Raw genomic sequence first — 19,013 nt, forward strand, 5'->3', positions numbered from 1 at the left:
TTCACTTTCTATTATTTATATCTTTAAAATCTGCGCCTTCATGCTCCAAGAGCCAAGCTTTCTTTTCCACTCCTGCAGCATAACCTGTCAGGCGCTTGCCTGCTCCCAGCACCCGATGACAAGGTACTAGGATAGACCAAGGATTGCGTCCTACTGCTCCACCAATTGCTTGAGCAGAATCCACTTGCAGGTCTTGGGCTATTTGTCCATAGGTCACTGTCTGACCATAAGGAATTTCCTGTAAATAGGACCAAACTCTCTTTTCAAAATTCGTTCCGATTGGAGCCAAGGGCAGGTTGGATAAATCCTGAGGCTTGCCTTTAAAGTAAGCATCTAAGCAAGCAATAACTGGGTCTAAAATGGGATGACTAACAACTTCTTCTATTGTTTCATCTCCTATCCCCCTCTCAAAATGCTTCTGCTCCTGCACCCAAATTCCATACAGATAATGGTCATCAGCTACTAGTGATAGAATACCAATTGGTGAGGAGTAGAGCATTTTTACATACTTCTTTTGCATTATTTCTTTAATTTTTGATAGGCCAAGCGTTCGCCATCAACCGGAACCTTACCAACCTGTTTAAATCCGAGTTTTTCAAAAATATGTTGCATAGCCTTGTTTTCAGCATGCGTATCTGAGCGAAAATCAAGATAGTCAAAACCTTCAATCAAGCCTTCTAAAAAGGTTTGAGCGACTCCCTGTCCCTGCACATCTGCTGCCACAGCGATACGGTGAAAGACTAGGTACTCTGACTCTCCAGCTTGCCAGTTTCCTTCATAAATGGCTTCATAGGCTGCCTCTGGACTCTTGGTCACAGCAGCATAGGCTAGTAGTTCTCCTTCTTCCAAGGCTACGTAGGCTTGACCCGAGATAATATCCTCAATAATAATATCAGCATTTGGATAGCCATTTTGCCACTGGTCACTACCAGCATCTGCTAAACATTTCTTGGCTTCCTCCATCACCTGCATAATGGCATCTACTTCATTTGGAAAAGCTAAACGAATCTCCATCTTTTCTCCTCATTTCTGACTAGTTTCTCCCATCATAGCATAATTTAAGCCTTTTCACAAGCAGTTAAAACTTGACTTCCTGTTTTTATTATTTTATAATCTAGTTATTAAAACTAGATAAAAAGGAGTTGGAAATGAAAACTACCTTTTCCTACCCAAAATGGGCAGAAATCCCAAATATTGACCTCTATCTGGACCAGGTTTTACTCTATGTCAATCAGGTCTGCGCCCCTGTCTCTCCAGATAAGGACAAGGGCCTAACAGCATCCATGGTCAATAACTATGTCAAACATGGTTACCTGACAAAGCCAGACAAGAAAAAATACCAACGCCAACAAATTGCCCGTTTGATTGCTATCACAAGCCTCAAGTCTGTATTTTCTATTCAAGAAATAGCTCAGACACTGAATACTCTCCAAACTCAAGCAAGTTCAGATCAACTCTACGATGCTTTTGTGGACTACATGAACCAAGGAATGGACCCAGCTAACCCCATTATCCAAACCAGCTGCCAAACCGTTAAACTCTATCATCAAACCCTAGACTTAATCCATCATACTCAAGAGGAGGTAATCCAATGAACACTAGTCTTAAACTCAGCAAACAACTCAGTTTTGGAGAAGAAATTGCTAATAGTGTGACCCATGCCGTAGGTGCAGTCATCATGCTCATCTTACTCCCTATTTCATCCACCTATACTTATGAAGCACATGGATTTTTATCCTCTATCGGCGTTTCTATTTTCGTCATCAGTCTCTTTCTCATGTTCCTCTCATCCACTATTTACCACTCTATGACCTATGGTTCGACCCATAAATATGTCTTGAGAATCATTGACCATTCGATGATTTATGTTGCTATTGCAGGCTCATACACACCCGTCGTCTTGACCTTAATGAATAACTGGTTTGGCTATCTGATTATTGCCATCCAATGGGGAACGACCATCTTTGGTATTCTCTATAAAATCTTTGCTAAAAAGGTCAATGAGAAATTTAGCCTTGCTCTTTACCTGATTATGGGCTGGTTGGTTCTGGCTATCATTCCTGCCATTATCAGTCAAACGACACCCGTTTTCTGGACTCTCATGGTAACTGGCGGACTCTGTTATACAGTTGGAGCTGGATTTTATGCCAAGAAAAAACCTTATTTCCACATGATTTGGCATCTCTTTATCCTAGCTGCATCTGCCCTCCAATACATCGCCATTGTTTATTACATGTAAAAAAGTTGAGAAATTCAATCTCAACTTTTTTCTTTACACATATTGATAAAGTACTGGTGCAAGCGAACATCATCAGTCAATTCTGGATGAAAAGAAGTTACCAACATATTTTTTTCTTGGGCTGCAACGATTTGATTATCAACTGTTGCTAGAATTTCTACACCCTCTCCAACACTGCTGATAATTGGACCACGGATAAAGGTCATTGGAATCTGACCGACTCCCTTACATTCTGCTTCCGTATAGAAACTTCCTAATTGGCGCCCATAGGCATTTCGCTCAACCACTATATCCATAGTTCCAAGATGACTCTCTTCCTGAGAAGTAATTTCCTTAGCCAGCAAAATTAAGCCTGCACAGGTTCCAAAGGCTGGTAAACCAGATAAAATGGCTTCTCGAATGGGAATCAGCATGTCCTGGTCTCGTAAGAGCTTGCCCATGGTTGTAGACTCACCACCAGGCAAAATCAAACCCGACAAGCCAGTCTGATCTTGCTGAAAATCCTCTAAATTTCTGATTTCAACACTCTCGACTCCTAATTGCTCTAGTACTTTTGCATGTTCTGCAAAGGCACCTTGCAAGGCCAATATTCCGATTTTCATCTATTTTCCTCGCTCAGCCATGAGAATTTGGATTTCATTTTCATTGATACCAACCATGGCTTCTCCTAAATCTTCAGAGATTTGAGCTAGGATTTGAGGATTACGGAAGTTAGTCACCGCTTTGACAATGGCACTCGCTCGTTTAACAGGATCTCCTGACTTGAAAATACCTGAACCGACAAAGACACCCTCTGCCCCTAATTGCATCATCAACGCAGCATCTGCTGGCGTTGCAACGCCTCCAGCCGCAAAGTTTACAACTGGTAATTTCCCATGTTCATGGACGTATTGAACCAATTCTACAGGGACTTGCAAGTCCTTAGCAGCAACATAAAGTTCGTCCTCACGTAGGTTTTGAATTCGGCGAATTTCCTGATTCATCATACGCATATGCCGAACAGCTTGGACGATATCCCCTGTACCCGGTTCTCCTTTTGTACGAATCATAGAAGCACCCTCAGCGATACGACGCAAGGCTTCACCCAAATCCTTAGCCCCACAAACAAAAGGAACTTGGAATTCTTTCTTGTCCACATGGAAACGGTCGTCTGCTGGAGATAAAACTTCACTCTCATCGATATAGTCAATCTCAATGGCCTCTAAAATCTGAGCTTCAACAAAGTGCCCGATTCTGACCTTGGCCATTACTGGAATACTAACCGCTTCTTGAATTTCCTTAATCATCTTTGGATCACTCATACGGGAAACACCACCAGCTGCACGAATATCAGCTGGAATCCGCTCCAAGGCCATAACAGCAGCCGCACCAGCAGCCTCTGCAATACGGGCTTGTTCAGGGTTCTGAACGTCCATGATTACACCGCCCTTGAGCATCTGTGCCAAGTTTTTATTTAATTCATAACGATTTTCAGTCATTTCTTTTTCCTCATCATTTATATTGGTAGCTACCATTTCATTTTAAGTTAGATTAGAATGAATCACAAGATAAAAAAAAACGTAATTGTATGGGTACAGCTTGGCTAAAAAACTATCTGACCTTAACTTAAGGCCAGATAGCTCATTCATTTTTATTTTTCAGCTGTAAGGGCAGCCATTGTGATGTAGTTGTAAGGTTTGTTGAAGTGTGGCAAGAAGAAGAGGTCTGTCAAGGCCAATTTATCAATTGTTACATGCTCTTGGATAGCAAGTGAGAACATGTGGATCCCCATGCTGATTGCAGAATCGCGTGAAACCATTTGGGCACCAAGAATTTCTCGGCTATCTTTGTCAAAGACAATCTTGATGGCAACTTCATGGTTGTCATGCTTCATAAATTCTGGTTTTTGAAGATCGTTAAAGCCTGTTTCAGTTGCATTGTAACCTGCTGCTTTCGCTTTCTCAAGTGTCAAACCAGTTGAAACCATGTGAAGACCGTAGATAGAGATACCGTTCGAACCTTGAACACCGATTCCTTCCAATTCATGTCCACATGCGTTATATGCACCAACGATACCAGTACGAACAGCATTTGAAGCAAGAGCGATGTAGCTTGTATCTTTACGAGCATTATCATAAACAGTTGCACAGTCACCTACTGCATAAACTCCTGGAATTGATGTTTCTTGTTTCTTGTCTACAAGGAAGGCACCGTTGCGGAATAGTTCAATCTTACCATCAGCAAGAGCTGTGTTTGGACGGAAACCGACTGCAAGAACAACCATATCCACGTCAAAGCTTTCTTTGTCAGTAATCAAGCGTTCAACTTTACCGTCACCCTCGATTGCTTTAACAGTTTGACCAAGAGCCAAGCGAATGTTGTGATCTTCCAAGTTTTTTGCCATCATTTGAGTGAAGTCTTTGTCATAGTAACCATTCAAGACAGTATCTACGATATCAACAAGGACAACTTCTTTTCCAAGACGTTCAAAGGCTTCAGCAAGTTCAACACCGATGTAACCACCACCAACAACGGCAATACGGTCAAGGTGTTGGCTCTTGTCAGCCAATTTGTGAATCACTTCTTCAGCGTTTTGGTACAATTTAACGAACTGTACATTTTCAAGTGTTGCTTTAAATTCGCGGTTTCCTTTAACAATTTCAACACCTTCGATTGGTGGCAAGATTGGTGTAGAGCCTGTAGCGAAAATCAATTTTTCGTATGATTCTTTGTGCTCTTTTCCTTCAACTTCTGCTGTAACAACTTTGTTATCATAGTCGATTGAAAGAACTGGTGAGTTCATGTAAACCTTAGCACCTTTAGCTTCCAATTTTTCTTTATCAGAATAGAACAAGCCTTCAGCACCGTCGATTTGTTCCCCAATCCAAAGGGCCATGCCACAGCCTAGGAAAGAGATATTAGAGTTTTGGTCAAATACAACGATTTCGTTCTCATTTCCAAAATTATCCAACATGGTATTGATACATGCTGTACCAGCGTGGTTAGCACCAACTACAACGATTTTACTCATAAAAAATTTCCTGCCTTCATTCTAAATTTACCTTACTAGTATACCATTTACTGTTAGCGTTTACAAGGGGTTTCCTATTATTTCAGCATTTTTTATCAAAAATAATTCCCCATTTGTCCTGTTTGCAAGCCTCATGAATTTTATGAGCATATTTCTTGACTTTTTCCAAATTTTATTTGTTAAAATTCTAACTTTATGGTATTCTAATAACATGAAAATAAAATGTAAGGGCTTCAATTTAGATAATTATTTGATATTACAACTTATTTTCTATAAGAGAAAGGAGTTGGTAGCTTGCCTCTTCGTTCACATTCCGAACGGCTAATGGGGACTACTATCACTATTTCATTAGTAGATGAGCGAGCCGATAGCTTGCTCCAAAAATCCTTTGACTTGCTCAAAGAGCTCGAATACCGCTTCAATGCCAATAGTCAGGAATCTGAGTTGATGGAAATCAATCATCAAGCTGGAATAGCTCCAGTCAAAGTTCATCCAGACCTGTTTGAACTGATTTCACTTGGGTTAGGGCATAGCTTAGCGCCCTCTAGCCATCTCAACATCAGTATTGGTCCCTTAATTCAAACCTGGCGTATCGGTTTTTCAGATGCCAAGGTCGCCCAGCCTCAAGAAATTGAAGCGGTGCTGCCTCTAATCAATCCTCATGATATCGAGTTAGATTCTTCTGCTTCCACTGTGTTCTTGAAACAGAAAGGAATGAAGATCGATCTTGGTTGTTTAGCCAAAGGATACAGTGCGGATAAGGTTGCTCAATTTCTGAGAGAAGAGGGAGTGACATCTGCCTTAATCAATCTGGGAGGGAATATCCTAACCATTGGAAAAAATCAGGCAAGAGGAAATCAGCCTTGGCAAATCGGAATTCAAGACCCAGCAAATCCGAGGGGAAATCACTTAATGACCATCCCTGTTGTCAATAAATCTGTCGTGACTTCAGGCATTTATGAACGTCACCTGACCGTCGATGGACAAGATTACCATCATATTTTTGACAGTCAAACAGGATATCCTGTTGAAACGGAACTAGCAAGTCTAACAATCATCTCTGATAAATCAGTCGATGGTGAAATCTGGACAACTCGTCTATTTGGAGAAAGACCAGCTTCTATCCTCTGGCAAGTCGAAAGTTTGAAGGGCATCGAAGCTATCCTCATCGATAAGGAAGGTCACCTAAGCTGTTCTTCAGGAATTCCTACTCTATAGAAATAGATGTTTCAGTAGAGTTTTAAAATCGTATTATGTAAAAAGAGAAAGGAAATCTCATGTTAAAACTTATTGCTATTGTTGGAACAAATTCAAAATGTTCTACAAACCGTCAATTGCTTCAATACATGCAAAAACACTTTGCTGACAAAGCTGAAATTGAACTTGTTGAAATCAAGGATATCCCTGTCTTTAACAAGCCAGCTGACAAGCAAGTACCTGCTGAAATATTGGAAATTGCTGCTAAAATTGAAGAAGCAGATGGCGTTATTATCGGTACTCCTGAGTACGACCACTCTATCCCAGCTGTTTTGATGAGCGCTCTTGCTTGGTTGTCTTATGGTATTTACCCACTTTTGAACAAACCAATCATGATTACAGGTGCTTCTTACGGTACACTCGGTTCATCACGTGCTCAAATGCAACTTCGCCAAATCTTGAATGCTCCAGAAATCAAAGCAAGTGTCCTTCCAGATGAATTCTTGCTTTCACATTCTCTTCAAGCCTTCACCCCAAGTGGAGATCTAGTGGATCTTGATGTTATTAAAAAACTGGATGCCACTTTTGACGACTTCCGTATCTTTGTAAAAATTACAGAAAAATTGCGCAACGCACAAGCCCTACTTCGCAAAGATGCTGAAGACTTTGACTGGGAAAATTTGTAAGATAGGAGACCAAAAAGAATGAAATTTGTTGGACTTGTAGGATCAAACTACGATCAATCATATAACCGTAAACTCTTGGAATTCATCCGTCGTCACTTCAAACTCAAATTTGAATTAGAAGTCCTCGAAATTGATGAAGTTCCAATGTTTAACCAAGACGAAAAATGGGACGAAAGCTTCCAATTGCGTCTCTTGTATAACAGAATTACTCGTGCTGATGGTGTCATTATCGCTACTCCTGAGCACAACCACACAATCTCAGCTTCCCTAAAATCTGTTCTTGAATGGCTTTCATACGAGGTTCATCCATTTGAAAACAAACCAGTCATGATTGTGGGAGCTTCTTACTACGACCAAGGTACTTCTCGTGCCCAAGTTCACCTTCGTAAGATTCTTGACGCTCCAGGTGTTAATGCCTATACGCTTCCAGGTAACGAATTCCTTCTTGGTAAAGCCAAAGAAGCATTTGACGCAGAGGGCAATATCACAAATGAAGGAACTGTTAATTTCCTTGAAACATGTTTAGACAACTTTGTAAAATATGTGGGAGTCGTTTCAAAATTGAAAAAACCAAAACCAATTGCACCAGAAGATTTATATTGTACAAATCCAATTGCAACTACCATTCAAGGTGTTGACCCTGATGATCCTGAATGGGTAGAAAAAGCAGCTGAGCTTGTTGGAGCTGTTTCTGGAGATACTTACGTTAAATTAGACCACGGTATCTTGACAGTTAACCAAATTGACATGTTCTTGAAAGCAATGCCATTTGAGTTGACATTTGCAGATGATAATAACCAATTCTTGTACTTTAATAACGCACACCAAGATCCAAATACAATGTTTGGTAAACGTGTACGTGCTCAATCAGGAAACCGTTTAGGAACTGTACACGGTTCATTGCCAGATTCTAGAATGAAAAACGTTGAATGGGTTGTCGGTGTATTACGTAACGGAGATCAAGAATATGTCCGTACAATTGTGCCAGGAACACCTGAAGGTGTTATTAATACCCATAATTACCAAGCAATGTACTATCCAGATGGTTCATATGCTGGAATTAATGAGATTATCTTTAATTTCCAACCATGGCTTGACTGGTACCTCAATACAACTGGTCAACGCCTAGTTGGTGGAAATGCTGCAGCTCCTGCTGGAGGACATGGCGGAGCAGACGCCACATCTGGAGCTTCTGATGCAGGTGATGCTGGAGGCCATGGTGGTGGCGCAGACGCTACATCTGGCGCAAGTAACTAATAATAGTTTTAGGAACCATTTTGGTTCCTTTTTTAGCGAAAAAATAGGAGATAGGATAGAGAATCACTTTGATGACCTCAATCCTATCTCCTATTCAAATAGTTAGTTTACTAACTTAATGACATTGGACTTCCGTCCCGCCCTTCTTATTTTTCGTCAATAACGATTCTTACTTTTTTGTATTCAGCTGGGACAGAGTAGACAATCGTTCTTATCGCAGAAATAGTGCGACCCTTACGACCGATTACACGACCCACATCACTTTGATCAAGATTCAAATGATATTCCAAAAATTCTGGTGTATCTTCAATCTTGATAGTTAAGGCATCTGGTTGTGAAATTAAGGGTTTCACAATCGCAATAATGAGATTTTCAATCGTATCCATCTGTCAACCTACTTTAAACTTATTTTGAGAATTTAGAATCGTGGAATTTTTTCAATACGCCTTCTTTTGAAAGGATGTTACGTACTGTATCTGAAGGTTGAGCTCCATCAGCCAACCATGCAAGAACGCGGTCTTCTTTCAAAGTTACTTGGTTTTCAGCAACAAGTGGGTTGTAAGTTCCAACTGTTTCGATGAAACGTCCGTCACGTGGTGAACGTGAATCTGCTACGTTGATACGGTAGAAAGGTTTTTTCTTAGAACCCATACGAGTCAAACGGATTTTAACTGCCATTTTTAAAGTCTCTTTTCTTATTTTTTATTTCGGTGAAATAGCTGAGCTATTTAGCACATGTTCTATTATAGCAGATTTCTGACAGGTGTCAAGAAAAAAACTTGACAGACCATAAAATTCTTAAACCATTTAGAAATTTGTTAGAAGTAGGAAATAAATGTTTGAAAGAGGCTATCAGTGAATACTATTTTATACTCAATGAAAATCAAAGAGCAAACTAGGAAGCTAGCCGCAGGCTGTACTTGAGTACGGCAAGGCAAAGCTGACGTAGTTTGAATTTGATTTTCGAAGAGTATTAGAAACATTTTATAAAGACCATCAACTCAAACCCTTCATATCGACTGAACGAGATTTGGATACTTGGCTCCTAAATCCCAAGCCCGTTCCCAAACGAAATATGGACTTATTAGCAGATGATTCACTAGCAGGAGATATTATCCTACTCTGGAGAATCCAGTTTGGAACTTTTACCACCGAAACCTGGTTTCCTAAATACTTCGAGTACACTTATGGCATTGATGCCCCTAAACACCTAAAAGCTCTGGTAGTAAAAGGTTATGCTGTCATTGAAACAGCTTTTGATTCACTTGATCATCTGAATGCTACAATGAAAAAGAATATTTTGAAAAGCAAGGGAATTAGAGGACTATCTAAGATGAAGGCTGCAGATCTGGATCAAACTCTCCATGACCACTTCTCAGAAGAAGAATTAGCTAGTCACTTTTCGATTCGTGGCTACAAATTGACTCCAAAGGGGGAGCAGATACTGGAACAGTACCAGGAAATTATCGACCGTCATCCAAAGAAAAATCTCTAATCAAGTGATTTTTTAGTTGATTTTCTCTAAAATTGTCTTGTCACTAACATTTGAAATCCACTTCCTTTTAGGGTACAATGGTAGAAATGAATTTTTGAGAGGAACAGAATGAAAAAACTAGCAACCCTTCTTTTACTATCCACTGTAGCCCTAGCTGGATGTGGCAACATCCAACGTAGTCTGCGTGGTGATGACTATGTAGATTCTAGCTTGGCCGCTGAGGAAAGCTCCAAAGCAGCAGCCCAATCTGCCAAGGAGTTAAATGATGCTTTGACAAACGAAAACGCCAATTTCCCACAACTATCTAAGGAACTTGCTGAAGATGAAGCCGAAGTGATTCTCCACACGAGTCAAGGTGATATTCGCATTAAACTCTTCCCTAAACTGGCTCCTCTAGCGGTTGAAAACTTCCTCACTCATGCCAAGGAAGGGTATTACAATGGTATCACCTTCCACCGTGTTATCGATGGCTTTATGGTTCAAACTGGAGATCCTAAGGGTGATGGCACAGGTGGCCAATCTATCTGGCACGATAAAGACAAGACAAAAGACAAGGGAACTGGTTTTAAAAACGAGATTTCTCCTTATCTTTATAATATCCGTGGTTCACTTTCAATGGCCAATACTGGTCAACCAAATTCCAACGGTAGTCAATTCTTTATCAACCAAAATACAACTGATATTTCTGCCAAACTTCCTACAAGCAAATATCCTAAAAAAATCATCGAAGCCTATAAAGAAGGTGGAAATCCTAGTCTTGATGGAAAACACCCTGTCTTTGGTCAGGTTATCAAGGGTATGGATGTTGTAGATAAAATCGCTAAAGCCGAAAAAGATGAAAAAGACAAACCAACGACTGCTATCACAATCGATAGCATCGAAGTGGTGAAAGACTACGATTTTAAATCTTAAAAACAAAAAAATACAGTATCCCCATTCGGTACTGTATTTCTTTTACTCTCATTCTTAAGTTAGCTTGTTAAAATCCCAGATTTGGTCCATCCAGCCTTCATAGAAGTCTGGTTCGTGGCAGACCATAAGGATAGATCCCTTGTATTCTTTGAGAGCACGTTTGAGTTCATCCTTGGCATCCACATCCAAGTGGTTGGTCGGCTCGTCCAGCACTAAAACGTTGTTTTCACGATTCATCAAGAGACAGAAACGAACCTTGGCTTGTTCCCCACCTGACAAGACCTGAATCTGGCTTTCGATATGCTTGGTTGTCAGGCCACAACGGGCAAGGGCTGCACGGACTTCTGCTTGGTTGAGGGCTGGAAAGGCATTCCAGACAGCTTCAAGAGGAGTTTGGCGATTACCTCCTTCTACTTCCTGTTCAAAATAACCGAGTTCTAGGTAGTCACCGCGTTCCACTTCCCCAGCGATTGGCGGGATAATTCCCAAGAGACTCTTCAAGAGAGTTGTTTTCCCGATACCATTTGCCCCGATAATAGCAACCTTTTGATTGCGTTCAAAGGTAAGATTTAAAGGCTTTGTCAGAGGACGATCATAACCAATTTGCAAATCCTTGGCTTGAAAGATAAAGCGACCTGGTGTACGAGCTGGTTTAAAATCAAAGGATGGTTTTGGTTTCTCACTTTGCAGCTCGATAATATCCATCTTATCCAATTTCTTCTGACGAGACATGGCCATGTTTCGTGTTGCAACACGCGCTTTGTTTCGTGCGACGAAGTCCTTAAGGTCTGCAATTTCTTTTTGTTGACGTTCATAGGCAGCCTCTAGCTGAGATTTCTTCATAGCATAGACTTCTTGGAACTGGTAGTAATCACCAGAATAACGCGTCAACTGTTGATTTTCCACATGATAGACGATATTGATAACATCATTTAGGAATGGAATATCGTGCGAAATGAGGACAAAGGCATTCTCATAGTTTTGGAGATAGCGCTTGAGCCAGTCAATATGCTCAGCATCCAAGTAGTTGGTCGGCTCGTCCAACAGCAAGATATCGGGTTTTTCAAGGAGAAGTTTTGCCAAAAGCACCTTGGTTCTTTGCCCACCTGACAAAGAGGTTACATCTGTATCCATGCCAAAGTCCATAACACCAAGAGCACGCGCTACTTCGTCAATCTTAGCATCCAAGGTATAGAAATCACGACTCTCCAAACGGTCTTGAAGTTCGCCCACTTCTTCCATGAGAGCATCAACATCCGCACCGTCTTCAGCCATTTCCATATAAAGGTCATTGATACGGGCTTCTGCTTTGAAAAGCTCATCAAAAGCCGTACGGAGAATATCACGCACCGACTGCCCTTCAGCAAGGACAGAGTGCTGATCCAAGTAACCGGCAGTCACATATTTGGACCACTCTACCTTTCCTTCGTCTGGCAGCATTTTACCAGTCACGATACTCATAAAGGTTGATTTTCCTTCACCATTGGCACCGACCAGACCGATATGTTCTCCCTTGAGGAGACGGAAGGACACATCTTCAAAAATTGCACGGTCACCAAAACCGTGACTCAGATTTTTAACTTCTAAAATACTCATTTTAATTCCTTATCTTGTTTTTATGTAATCGTTTATAGAGGAGCCAAGCCAGATAGCCACCCAAGGTATTGGTCCACAAATCATCAATTTCAAAGACGCGATTAAAATCAAAGAAAAAGTCCAAGACTAACTGCGTACACTCAATTTCAAAACTCACTAGAAAACTAAAAAGAAGGACCTTTTTTGTTTTCCGCAAGTTTGGAAGGAGATAAAGGAGTTGAAACACCAAAGGAAAAAGCAAGAAGACATTGAGGATATTTTGTAGAAAAATCCAAGATAATTGTCCAATGTCACTCACTTGGCCCAGTTTCCAGAGAGAATTGAAAGGAGTCAAAAGAAAAACCAGGCGTCCAAGATGCTGAATACCTGGAGTTTCCACTCCCACTGGAGATTGTTCTTGAGGAGTAAAGCAAAAATAGACAATACAAATGCTATAGAAAATGACTCCCCAGACCAAAACATGATTATAACTCTTCTTCATCATTAAGGATTGACTGCTGCGACTGCTTTCTGGCGGTCACGTTTCATTGTATTGGAACGCAATTGTCCACAAGCTGCATCAATATCTGTTCCGTGCTCTTGACGAACCACACAGTTAACCCCTTTTTTCTTAAGCGTATCATAGAAGGCCAGGACGCGCTCTTTAGGACTACGGCTATATTGGTCATGCTCACTAACTGGATTGTAAGGAATCAAGTTTACATAAGACAATTTCTTGATGTTCTTGAGCAATTCAGCCAATTCCAAGGCTTGTTCTACACCGTCATTGACTTCATTGAGCATGATGTATTCAAAGGTCACACGGCGATTAGTTGTTTCGATATAGTACTCAATAGCTGCAAAGAGTTTTTCAATAGGAAAGGCACGGTTAATTTTCATGATACTTGAACGCAACTCATTGTTAGGTGCGTGAAGAGAAACGGCAAGATTGACCTGAACCCCTTCATTAGCAAAATCACGAATTTTATGAGCCAAACCTGAGGTTGAAACCGTAATGTGACGAGCACCGATAGCCATTCCCTTGTCATCGTTGATAGTACGAACGAAATTTAAGACATTGTTGTAGTTATCAAATGGTTCACCAATTCCCATGACAACGATATGGCTGACGCGTTCATCCTGTCCACGCTCATCAAAGTATTTCTGAACCAGCATGATTTGCGCTACAATTTCCCCATTATTGAGGTCACGTTGCTTCTTGATCAAACCAGAGGCACAGAAGGTACAACCGATATTACAGCCAACCTGAGTGGTCACACAGACTGACAAACCATAGTGTTGACGCATGAGTACTGTCTCAATCAGCATTCCATCTGGCAATTCAAACAGATATTTAACTGTCCCATCAGCAGACTCTTGCACAATACGTTGTTTCAAGGGATTGACCACAAACTGGTCATTAAGCTTAGCAATCAAATCCTTGGAAAGATTGGTCATCTCTTCAAATGACTGGACACGTTTACGGTAAAGCCATTCCCAAATTTGATCTGCACGGAATTTCTTTTCTCCCTGCTCCAAAACCCATTCCTGCATGGTTTGACGTGTTAAACTATAAATTGACGGTTTCATTTCTACTCCTTATTCTCTACTCACTTCTGACGAATGACAAAATGACGTTGTCCCTTGTCCTCTTTCTGAGAATGCTGGTCTTTCTGACGACGTCTATTTTTCTTATCTGCATTCGGTTTTCGTTTGGTTTGAGTCGGTTTCTTTCCTTTTTTAGAAGGTGTTTCTTCTTCCTTCTTACGCATTTTCTTGTCAAATGATGCTCGCTTAGGGGCTTCATTTTCTAAGACAAAATAGGCACAACCATAACTACAATACTCTAAAAGGTAGTCTTGTAAACGACTGATTTTTTCAAGTTTTTCTTCTGTTCGATCATCCTTATAAAAACCTCGTAGACGAAGCTGTTCGTTGCTCCAGTCTCCCACGATATAATCAAACTTGGTTAAGACTTCTGAAAAACGCTGATTAAAAGCCGTCACATCGAAGGCATCCTTGATGTTTTCCACCAAGGAAAAAGCTATCCCTTCCGTTTCAACCTTGTCCCCGTGTAAATGAAACTCAGGACCAGGAAACTTGTTATAGTTGTATAATTCAGGTGCAATTTCTTTTCGCATAGATATCCTTTTTTCACGATTACTTAATACTTTATTCTACCATAATTTCTAGCAGTTAGCACGTTTCTCATAAAAATAGAAACGATAAACTTTTAGTCTTCATTAAAATACCTAAAGCGTTTATACTATTAAATCTTAAAAAATAGCAGGTATTTAGGACTTTTTAAAAGACTATAAAAGTTCTTAAAAAAGTCCACAAAAAAAGCCCCACAAAAGGGCAATCAATCGATGAGTTCAGCAGGCAAGAAACTAGCACGATCAAACGTGCTTTTTTATTATCTGATAATACTATCATACCACATCTGGAATACACACTCAATTATTAGCAATCCCCCTCGAAATGCAGTATAATGATGGAAAGATAAATTGATATTGACGGTTCACCGAAAAATTGAGATACCATTACAATTACAATCAATGAATAGAGAAAGAGGGATTGATATGGATAAATCAAAAGAGACTTGGGAAATTGATGGTTTTCTATGGCTTCATTGCCCTGTTTGCGGAACTGAAGTTATGGACTATGATATCTGTGATATATGTCGTTGGCATAATACTGGTATTATAAATATTGACGGTGGCCCAAATAAAATGACTCTAGCCGAAGCCAAAGAAGCCTACGCAAGGAGAAAAATCGTAAAAATTCTAGAATTTGATACAGTGTTATTAAAAAACGGTCAAACGGCGACAATTGTCGAAAAGTTAAGTGAAGATACTTTTATTGCTGACATAGGAGACTCCCCGAAAGACTGGGATACCATAACAATTACAATCAATGATATTGAAAAAGTAGTGTATAGAGATAGCTAATATATTTGTATAGTGTTGGGAGTAACCTTAAATGAATAAGACTGGAAAAGAGAATTTAATCATTATTAACGGTAGCGAATATGTCCATTGTCCAGTATGTGGTACTGTTACAGCAGTGTATGATATCTGCGACGTCTGTCAGTGGCAAAATACAGGAGAAACTAATATAGATGGCGGTCCTAATGAAATGACTCTAGCTGAAGCCAAAGAAGCGTATGTTAAGGGAATTCCAATAATATAACAGACTATAGTACCACGAAAGGAGAGACTGATGGAACTTAGAAAATTTAATAACAAGGTTGTCAGAATCACCGATATTGATGGCCAGATATTTAAAGGTGTAGCTCTTTACGAAGACAAAGATGTCCACGATGAAGAATTTGATGGGTTATCCGTTAATTCTGGAACCAGATGGACAAAACTCTTTGAAGATGAAATCAAGGAAATTGAAATTACTGATAAAATCAACCAGTCAAAAAACCCTTAGATTCGTTTCTAAGGGCTGATTTATTTGCAAGGATAGGCAGGACTGTCGAGGCTCCTGCATTTCTCGACCCACTTATAAGTGGCGCGTTGGTGACAGATTCTCAACCTCTATCCTTCATATCTTCATTATAGCACTTTTTTCTCAACTTTCAATCTGTGTATCTGAATTTATTGTCTATCTTTTTCTCTAGTGCCCTTCAACCATATTGTACTTCAACCTCACTCATGATTTCCAGCAAAGTTTTCCCTTTAATCTGTAAAGAAATTAACTCATCAAAAGATGACACTTTAAATTTATTATCTCCAAGTACGACGACAATGTCATAAACAGAATTAGGAAAAATACCACATACTTGACCATTATAATCAAAAGAAGCGTCCCAACCATTGTCATACAATGCTCGTAAATCATCTAATATCGCCATAATATATCTTGATTCTCCTATATAAAATATTCCGCAACTTATCCAAAGCCATACGAAAACTTATCTGGCAATTCTTTTCCTAACTTAATACTTTTACTTAAAGTATCTTTTACAAACGAAGCGAATTGTCCTAGATCATCTCCACAATAGCTATATTCCAAAGTAGTTTTATCGATAGTTGCAATACTCCACTCACAATAGAATACTGCCTCTTAGAGGCTCCATCTTCTATTTTGTACATAGTAATAATTTGTTTATCAATCTTTATCATTTTCTATTTAGTGTAAAATAAGGCACTGGAATTATTCTTGACTCTCAAAAATATAATTGCAACAAGGTATCGAAATCATCTTCGAAAACATTTTGACTATTTTGCTTTATTACCTTTTGCAACTTTCTTTTTACCAATTTACAGACCCTAAACCCTTGATTTTATTGAGTTTTTAAAGAATTACTAAAATAAATATATAGGCATAGATTGCCATTCATTCCCCCTAAAGTTCCTAAAAAATGGAACAAAAAAATAGACTTTTTCAAGTCTATCAAAATAATTTAATGAGTTCAGCAGGCAAGAAACTAGCACGGTCAAACGTGCTTTTTTTATTGCTGGTTGCTGATAGGTATAAAAATGAAAAAAGTCTGACGATTTTGTCAGACTCGAATCATATGACCTAAAAAAGAGAAGAACTATTCTTCCCTCCATATACCATTATTTAGCGGCTGCGTACAATTCATCTACTTTGTTCCAGTTGATTACTGAGAAGAAAGCTTTGATGTAGTCAGGACGCACGTTGCGGTATTTCACGTAGTAAGCATGTTCCCAAACGTCCAAGCCCAAGATTGGTTTTTTACCTTCTGAGATTGGTGTGTCTTGGTTTGCTGTTGAAGTCACTTCAAGTTTCCCTTCTTTGTTGACAACCAACCATGCCCATCCAGAACCGAAACGAGTTGTTGCTGCTGCAGTGAAAGCTGCTTGGAACTCTTCAAATGAACCAAATGTTGCATCGATTGCTGCTGCAAGTTCTGCTGAAGGAGCTGTTTTCTCAGGAGTCATCAATTCCCAGAAAAGAGCATGGTTCAAGTGTCCACCACCATTGTTAATAAGCGCTTGACGGATATCAGCTGGGATAGATTCTACATCAGCAAGCAAGGCTTCAAGGTCTTCACCAATTTCAGGGTGTTTTTCAAGAGCTGCATTGGCATTGTTGACATAAGTTTGATGGTGTTTGTCATGGTGCAAGTGCATTGTTTCCGCATCGATGTATGGTTCCAAAGCGTCGTATGCATATGGAAGATCTGGTAAGATAATAGCCATCTGTAATACCTCTTTTTCTTTCTATATGAAAATGATAACGCAAACATTCACTTTTTTCAAGTTTTTTGCTTATAGATGAAGAAATCACTGAAATACTTTCTAATAATACTCTTCGAAAATCTCTTCAAACCGCGTCAACGTCGCCTTGCCGTAGGTATATGTAACTGACTTCGTCAGTCTTATCTACAACCTCAAAACAGTGTTTTGAGCTGACTTCGTCAGTTCTATCCACAACCTCAAAACAGTGTTTTGAGCTGACTTCGTCAGTTCTATCTACAACCTCAAAGCACTGCTTTGAGCAACCTGCGGCTAGTTTCCTAGTTTGCTCTTTGATTTTCATTGAGTATAAAATAAGCAAATCAGCAAGAAACCCACGACAAGATAATCTTGACGCGGGTTATAGTTTCAAAAAAATGTCAATTGACCTGACTAGCAATCTGTAAGAGTGCCTTTTCAAAAAGGAAACCTTTTTCATAAAGACCTGTCTTAATCTGATAGTCTGTCTCAATCAAATAAGAAATAGCTTGCTTCAAAAAGCTCAAGGAAAGTCCTCGTGAATCCCTCAGCGCAAATTTGATTTGATAGGGATTTGGATTACGTCCGAGAAAACTGCCTAAACTACTTGCTATCTGCGATTCTGTTTGCCCAGACTCCGCCAAAATTTTCACCTGAGTAAAAGTCCGAAATTGTCCTAGCATGACTGCAATCAACTTAATTTCATCTTCACCTTGCAAGGTCAAATCTCTAACCAAGTCGCGCGCCTGGTCCATCTTTTTAGACAGAATAAACTGAGTTAAATCAAAAATATTGTCCTGCAAGGTCTTGGGAATAGCATTGACAATATCCTCTTCCTCAATCACCCCATCTGATTTATAGGACTGTAAAAAGAGGAGATTTTTCTGGATTTCGCTAAATTGAAAACCCGACTTGATGAGGAGATTTTCAAAAGAATGATTAGCAAACTGCAGACCTTTTTTCTGGCTCCACTTTTGGAAATACTGGCGCAATTCTTGTTCTTTGGCTTCTACTGCATCAAAAACCTTGGCATCACGCTTCAGTAATTTAACCAACCGTCTTTTGCTATCCAGCTTTCCTTCCGCAAAGATCAACAACTTGGTTGTTGGCGAAGGATTGTCAAGGTATTCCTCAAACGACTTAAGCTCATCATCTGTTAAAAAGCGTTTCTTGGCTGTTGTCATATCGACAAAATGGTCTAATATCACGATTTTTTCATCCGCAAAGAAAGGAAGGCTGACTAACTCCAGCTCCACATCCTTGTAAACTACTTCTTTCATATCAAAGTAGGCAAAGTTGAGGTCTGCAGAATCATACCCAATCTGTTTCAACACTTGACTCTTCATAACTTCAAACTGCCCCTGATCTATCCCTGTAAAAAGGTTCAGGCTCGGTAAATTTGATAGAGACAACTTTTGACTCTCTTCAATGGCTAGCATCTTCTCTCCTT

At 39.8% G+C, this 19,013-nt stretch carries 25 protein-coding genes and 1 pseudogene; 11 read left to right on the forward strand and 15 right to left on the reverse strand.

Annotated elements, in window-relative coordinates; genetic code table 11:
- Position 1 precedes the first annotated feature (1 nt).
- On the reverse strand, positions 2-520 hold the full coding sequence (locus PCY12_RS00325; RefSeq protein WP_301351053.1) for a methylated-DNA--[protein]-cysteine S-methyltransferase: 519 nt from the start codon (positions 518-520) through the stop codon (positions 2-4).
- Complete coding sequence (locus tag PCY12_RS00330) at positions 520-1,014, reverse strand: GNAT family N-acetyltransferase (protein WP_301351054.1); 495 nt, start codon at positions 1,012-1,014, stop codon at positions 520-522. Before PCY12_RS00330 ends, PCY12_RS00325 begins: the two co-directional genes overlap by 1 nt.
- A 134-nt stretch (positions 1,015-1,148) precedes the next feature.
- Here PCY12_RS00330 and PCY12_RS00335 point away from each other — a divergent pair, with 134 nt between their 5' ends.
- Together PCY12_RS00335 and PCY12_RS00340 are read left to right on the forward strand one after the other, a co-directional pair.
- Positions 1,149-1,595, forward strand: a complete 447-nt coding sequence (locus PCY12_RS00335; RefSeq protein ID WP_301351055.1) for a DUF1836 domain-containing protein — start codon at positions 1,149-1,151, stop codon at positions 1,593-1,595.
- The gene (locus tag PCY12_RS00340) at positions 1,592-2,239 is read left to right on the forward strand and encodes a hemolysin III family protein (protein WP_301351056.1); all 648 of its coding nucleotides are present in this window, start codon (positions 1,592-1,594) and stop codon (positions 2,237-2,239) included. The genes PCY12_RS00335 and PCY12_RS00340 overlap by 4 nt, the downstream gene beginning before the upstream one ends.
- Positions 2,240-2,259: 20 nt before the next feature.
- On the opposite strand, the gene pdxT is transcribed toward PCY12_RS00340, so the two are convergent.
- From pdxT to nox, 3 genes are all read right to left on the reverse strand, one after another.
- Positions 2,260-2,841, reverse strand: coding sequence for a pyridoxal 5'-phosphate synthase glutaminase subunit PdxT (gene pdxT / locus PCY12_RS00345; RefSeq protein WP_301351057.1), 582 nt, complete (start codon positions 2,839-2,841; stop codon positions 2,260-2,262).
- Positions 2,842-3,717 carry a pyridoxal 5'-phosphate synthase lyase subunit PdxS gene (pdxS, locus tag PCY12_RS00350; protein ID WP_000138517.1) on the reverse strand — a complete coding sequence of 292 codons (876 nt, stop codon included), beginning with the start codon at positions 3,715-3,717 and terminating at the stop codon, positions 2,842-2,844.
- A 152-nt stretch (positions 3,718-3,869) separates the two neighbouring features.
- Entirely contained in the window at positions 3,870-5,249 is a 1,380-nt protein-coding gene (gene nox / locus PCY12_RS00355; protein WP_301351058.1) for a H2O-forming NADH oxidase, read from the reverse strand.
- Positions 5,250-5,391: 142 nt separating this feature from the next.
- Between nox and PCY12_RS00360 the strand changes: the two genes are divergently transcribed.
- Genes PCY12_RS00360 through PCY12_RS00375 form a run of 4 tightly spaced genes read left to right on the forward strand, consistent with a single transcriptional unit; the run spans position 5,392 to position 8,389 of the window.
- Complete coding sequence (locus tag PCY12_RS00360; protein ID WP_301351257.1) at positions 5,392-5,574, forward strand: hypothetical protein; 183 nt, start codon at positions 5,392-5,394, stop codon at positions 5,572-5,574.
- Positions 5,544-6,467: an FAD:protein FMN transferase gene (locus PCY12_RS00365; protein WP_301351059.1), complete on the forward strand. Its 924-nt coding sequence runs from the start codon at positions 5,544-5,546 to the stop codon at positions 6,465-6,467. The genes PCY12_RS00360 and PCY12_RS00365 overlap by 31 nt, the downstream gene beginning before the upstream one ends.
- 59 nt (positions 6,468-6,526) lie before the next feature.
- Positions 6,527-7,132, forward strand: coding sequence for an NADPH-dependent FMN reductase (locus PCY12_RS00370; protein WP_301351060.1), 606 nt, complete (start codon positions 6,527-6,529; stop codon positions 7,130-7,132).
- A gap of 18 nt (positions 7,133-7,150) precedes the next feature.
- Positions 7,151-8,389, forward strand: coding sequence for an NAD(P)H-dependent oxidoreductase (locus tag PCY12_RS00375; protein ID WP_301351061.1), 1,239 nt, complete (start codon positions 7,151-7,153; stop codon positions 8,387-8,389).
- 146 nt (positions 8,390-8,535) lie between these two features.
- Here PCY12_RS00375 and kphA read toward each other — a convergent pair whose 3' ends face one another.
- Both kphA and rpsP read right to left on the reverse strand, forming a co-directional pair.
- Entirely contained in the window at positions 8,536-8,775 is a 240-nt protein-coding gene (gene kphA, locus PCY12_RS00380) for an RNA-binding protein KphA (RefSeq protein ID WP_301351062.1), read from the reverse strand.
- A 19-nt stretch (positions 8,776-8,794) separates the two neighbouring features.
- Positions 8,795-9,067 (reverse strand): 30S ribosomal protein S16, encoded by a 273-nt coding sequence (gene rpsP / locus PCY12_RS00385; RefSeq protein WP_000268760.1) that lies wholly within the window; start codon positions 9,065-9,067, stop codon positions 8,795-8,797.
- A 352-nt stretch (positions 9,068-9,419) separates the two neighbouring features.
- On the opposite strand from rpsP, the gene PCY12_RS00390 reads away from it, so the two are divergent.
- Together PCY12_RS00390 and PCY12_RS00395 are read left to right on the forward strand one after the other, a co-directional pair.
- Entirely contained in the window at positions 9,420-9,884 is a 465-nt protein-coding gene (locus PCY12_RS00390) for a hypothetical protein (protein ID WP_301351063.1), read from the forward strand.
- Between the two features lie 108 nt (positions 9,885-9,992).
- Positions 9,993-10,796, forward strand: a complete 804-nt coding sequence (locus tag PCY12_RS00395; protein WP_301351064.1) for a peptidylprolyl isomerase — start codon at positions 9,993-9,995, stop codon at positions 10,794-10,796.
- Between the two features lie 54 nt (positions 10,797-10,850).
- On the opposite strand, the gene PCY12_RS00400 is transcribed toward PCY12_RS00395, so the two are convergent.
- From PCY12_RS00400 to PCY12_RS00415, 4 genes are read right to left on the reverse strand one after another with little or no spacing between them, the layout of a single operon-like run.
- The gene (locus tag PCY12_RS00400) at positions 10,851-12,392 is read right to left on the reverse strand and encodes an ABC-F family ATP-binding cassette domain-containing protein (RefSeq protein ID WP_301351065.1); all 1,542 of its coding nucleotides are present in this window, start codon (positions 12,390-12,392) and stop codon (positions 10,851-10,853) included.
- A 1-nt stretch (position 12,393) separates the two neighbouring features.
- Complete coding sequence (locus PCY12_RS00405) at positions 12,394-12,876, reverse strand: VanZ family protein (RefSeq protein ID WP_301351066.1); 483 nt, start codon at positions 12,874-12,876, stop codon at positions 12,394-12,396.
- Positions 12,876-13,961: a 23S rRNA (adenine(2503)-C(2))-methyltransferase RlmN gene (gene rlmN / locus PCY12_RS00410; protein WP_000804760.1), complete on the reverse strand. Its 1,086-nt coding sequence runs from the start codon at positions 13,959-13,961 to the stop codon at positions 12,876-12,878. The genes PCY12_RS00405 and rlmN overlap by 1 nt, the downstream gene beginning before the upstream one ends.
- A 20-nt stretch (positions 13,962-13,981) precedes the next feature.
- Complete coding sequence (locus PCY12_RS00415) at positions 13,982-14,512, reverse strand: YutD family protein (protein WP_033677505.1); 531 nt, start codon at positions 14,510-14,512, stop codon at positions 13,982-13,984.
- Between the two features lie 441 nt (positions 14,513-14,953).
- Here PCY12_RS00415 and PCY12_RS00420 point away from each other — a divergent pair.
- From PCY12_RS00420 to PCY12_RS00430, 3 genes and pseudogenes are all read left to right on the forward strand, one after another.
- A pseudogene (locus PCY12_RS00420) lies at positions 14,954-15,151 on the forward strand (CPCC family cysteine-rich protein); the annotation flags it as partial.
- Positions 15,152-15,353: 202 nt separating this feature from the next.
- Positions 15,354-15,563 carry a CPCC family cysteine-rich protein gene (locus PCY12_RS00425; RefSeq protein WP_141230917.1) on the forward strand — a complete coding sequence of 70 codons (210 nt, stop codon included), beginning with the start codon at positions 15,354-15,356 and terminating at the stop codon, positions 15,561-15,563.
- Between the two features lie 30 nt (positions 15,564-15,593).
- Complete coding sequence (locus PCY12_RS00430) at positions 15,594-15,809, forward strand: hypothetical protein (protein WP_301351067.1); 216 nt, start codon at positions 15,594-15,596, stop codon at positions 15,807-15,809.
- A 196-nt stretch (positions 15,810-16,005) separates the two neighbouring features.
- Here PCY12_RS00430 and PCY12_RS00435 read toward each other — a convergent pair whose 3' ends face one another.
- The 4 genes from PCY12_RS00435 to holA form a co-directional block, all read right to left on the reverse strand.
- Positions 16,006-16,233 (reverse strand): hypothetical protein, encoded by a 228-nt coding sequence (locus PCY12_RS00435; RefSeq protein WP_033687953.1) that lies wholly within the window; start codon positions 16,231-16,233, stop codon positions 16,006-16,008.
- Positions 16,234-16,942: 709 nt separating this feature from the next.
- On the reverse strand, positions 16,943-17,548 hold the full coding sequence (sodA, locus tag PCY12_RS00440; RefSeq protein WP_000974733.1) for a superoxide dismutase SodA: 606 nt from the start codon (positions 17,546-17,548) through the stop codon (positions 16,943-16,945).
- Positions 17,549-17,672: 124 nt separating this feature from the next.
- A complete protein-coding gene (locus tag PCY12_RS00445) occupies positions 17,673-17,888 on the reverse strand; it encodes a hypothetical protein (protein WP_301351068.1) in 216 nt (71 codons plus the stop codon).
- Positions 17,889-17,964: 76 nt separating this feature from the next.
- A complete protein-coding gene (gene holA, locus PCY12_RS00450; protein ID WP_301351069.1) occupies positions 17,965-19,002 on the reverse strand; it encodes a DNA polymerase III subunit delta in 1,038 nt (345 codons plus the stop codon).
- Positions 19,003-19,013 lie beyond the last annotated feature (11 nt).

The sequence above is a fragment of the Streptococcus sp. SPS1 genome, from assembly GCF_030439915.1.
Classification (GTDB): Bacteria; Bacillota; Bacilli; order Lactobacillales; family Streptococcaceae; genus Streptococcus.

What these genes read in the sequence shown, in the direction of transcription:
- pdxS (WP_000138517.1), bottom strand. Translation starts at nt 3,717, where the DNA reads ATGACTGAAAATCGTTATGAATTAAATAAAAACTTGGCACAGATGCTC.
- PCY12_RS00430 (WP_301351067.1), top strand. Translation starts at nt 15,594, where the DNA reads ATGGAACTTAGAAAATTTAATAACAAGGTTGTCAGAATCACCGATATT.
- PCY12_RS00375 (WP_301351061.1), top strand. Translation starts at nt 7,151, where the DNA reads ATGAAATTTGTTGGACTTGTAGGATCAAACTACGATCAATCATATAAC.
- PCY12_RS00435 (WP_033687953.1), bottom strand. Translation starts at nt 16,233, where the DNA reads ATGGCGATATTAGATGATTTACGAGCATTGTATGACAATGGTTGGGAC.
- PCY12_RS00395 (WP_301351064.1), top strand. Translation starts at nt 9,993, where the DNA reads ATGAAAAAACTAGCAACCCTTCTTTTACTATCCACTGTAGCCCTAGCT.
- PCY12_RS00325 (WP_301351053.1), bottom strand. Translation starts at nt 520, where the DNA reads ATGCAAAAGAAGTATGTAAAAATGCTCTACTCCTCACCAATTGGTATT.
- pdxT (WP_301351057.1), bottom strand. Translation starts at nt 2,841, where the DNA reads ATGAAAATCGGAATATTGGCCTTGCAAGGTGCCTTTGCAGAACATGCA.
- PCY12_RS00425 (WP_141230917.1), top strand. Translation starts at nt 15,354, where the DNA reads ATGAATAAGACTGGAAAAGAGAATTTAATCATTATTAACGGTAGCGAA.
- nox (WP_301351058.1), bottom strand. Translation starts at nt 5,249, where the DNA reads ATGAGTAAAATCGTTGTAGTTGGTGCTAACCACGCTGGTACAGCATGT.
- PCY12_RS00400 (WP_301351065.1), bottom strand. Translation starts at nt 12,392, where the DNA reads ATGAGTATTTTAGAAGTTAAAAATCTGAGTCACGGTTTTGGTGACCGT.
- PCY12_RS00330 (WP_301351054.1), bottom strand. Translation starts at nt 1,014, where the DNA reads ATGGAGATTCGTTTAGCTTTTCCAAATGAAGTAGATGCCATTATGCAG.
- rpsP (WP_000268760.1), bottom strand. Translation starts at nt 9,067, where the DNA reads ATGGCAGTTAAAATCCGTTTGACTCGTATGGGTTCTAAGAAAAAACCT.
- PCY12_RS00340 (WP_301351056.1), top strand. Translation starts at nt 1,592, where the DNA reads ATGAACACTAGTCTTAAACTCAGCAAACAACTCAGTTTTGGAGAAGAA.
- holA (WP_301351069.1), bottom strand. Translation starts at nt 19,002, where the DNA reads ATGCTAGCCATTGAAGAGAGTCAAAAGTTGTCTCTATCAAATTTACCG.
- PCY12_RS00360 (WP_301351257.1), top strand. Translation starts at nt 5,392, where the DNA reads ATGAGCATATTTCTTGACTTTTTCCAAATTTTATTTGTTAAAATTCTA.
- PCY12_RS00405 (WP_301351066.1), bottom strand. Translation starts at nt 12,876, where the DNA reads ATGATGAAGAAGAGTTATAATCATGTTTTGGTCTGGGGAGTCATTTTC.
- kphA (WP_301351062.1), bottom strand. Translation starts at nt 8,775, where the DNA reads ATGGATACGATTGAAAATCTCATTATTGCGATTGTGAAACCCTTAATT.
- PCY12_RS00445 (WP_301351068.1), bottom strand. Translation starts at nt 17,888, where the DNA reads ATGAAAATCAAAGAGCAAACTAGGAAACTAGCCGCAGGTTGCTCAAAG.
- sodA (WP_000974733.1), bottom strand. Translation starts at nt 17,548, where the DNA reads ATGGCTATTATCTTACCAGATCTTCCATATGCATACGACGCTTTGGAA.
- rlmN (WP_000804760.1), bottom strand. Translation starts at nt 13,961, where the DNA reads ATGAAACCGTCAATTTATAGTTTAACACGTCAAACCATGCAGGAATGG.
- PCY12_RS00335 (WP_301351055.1), top strand. Translation starts at nt 1,149, where the DNA reads ATGAAAACTACCTTTTCCTACCCAAAATGGGCAGAAATCCCAAATATT.
- PCY12_RS00415 (WP_033677505.1), bottom strand. Translation starts at nt 14,512, where the DNA reads ATGCGAAAAGAAATTGCACCTGAATTATACAACTATAACAAGTTTCCT.
- PCY12_RS00370 (WP_301351060.1), top strand. Translation starts at nt 6,527, where the DNA reads ATGTTAAAACTTATTGCTATTGTTGGAACAAATTCAAAATGTTCTACA.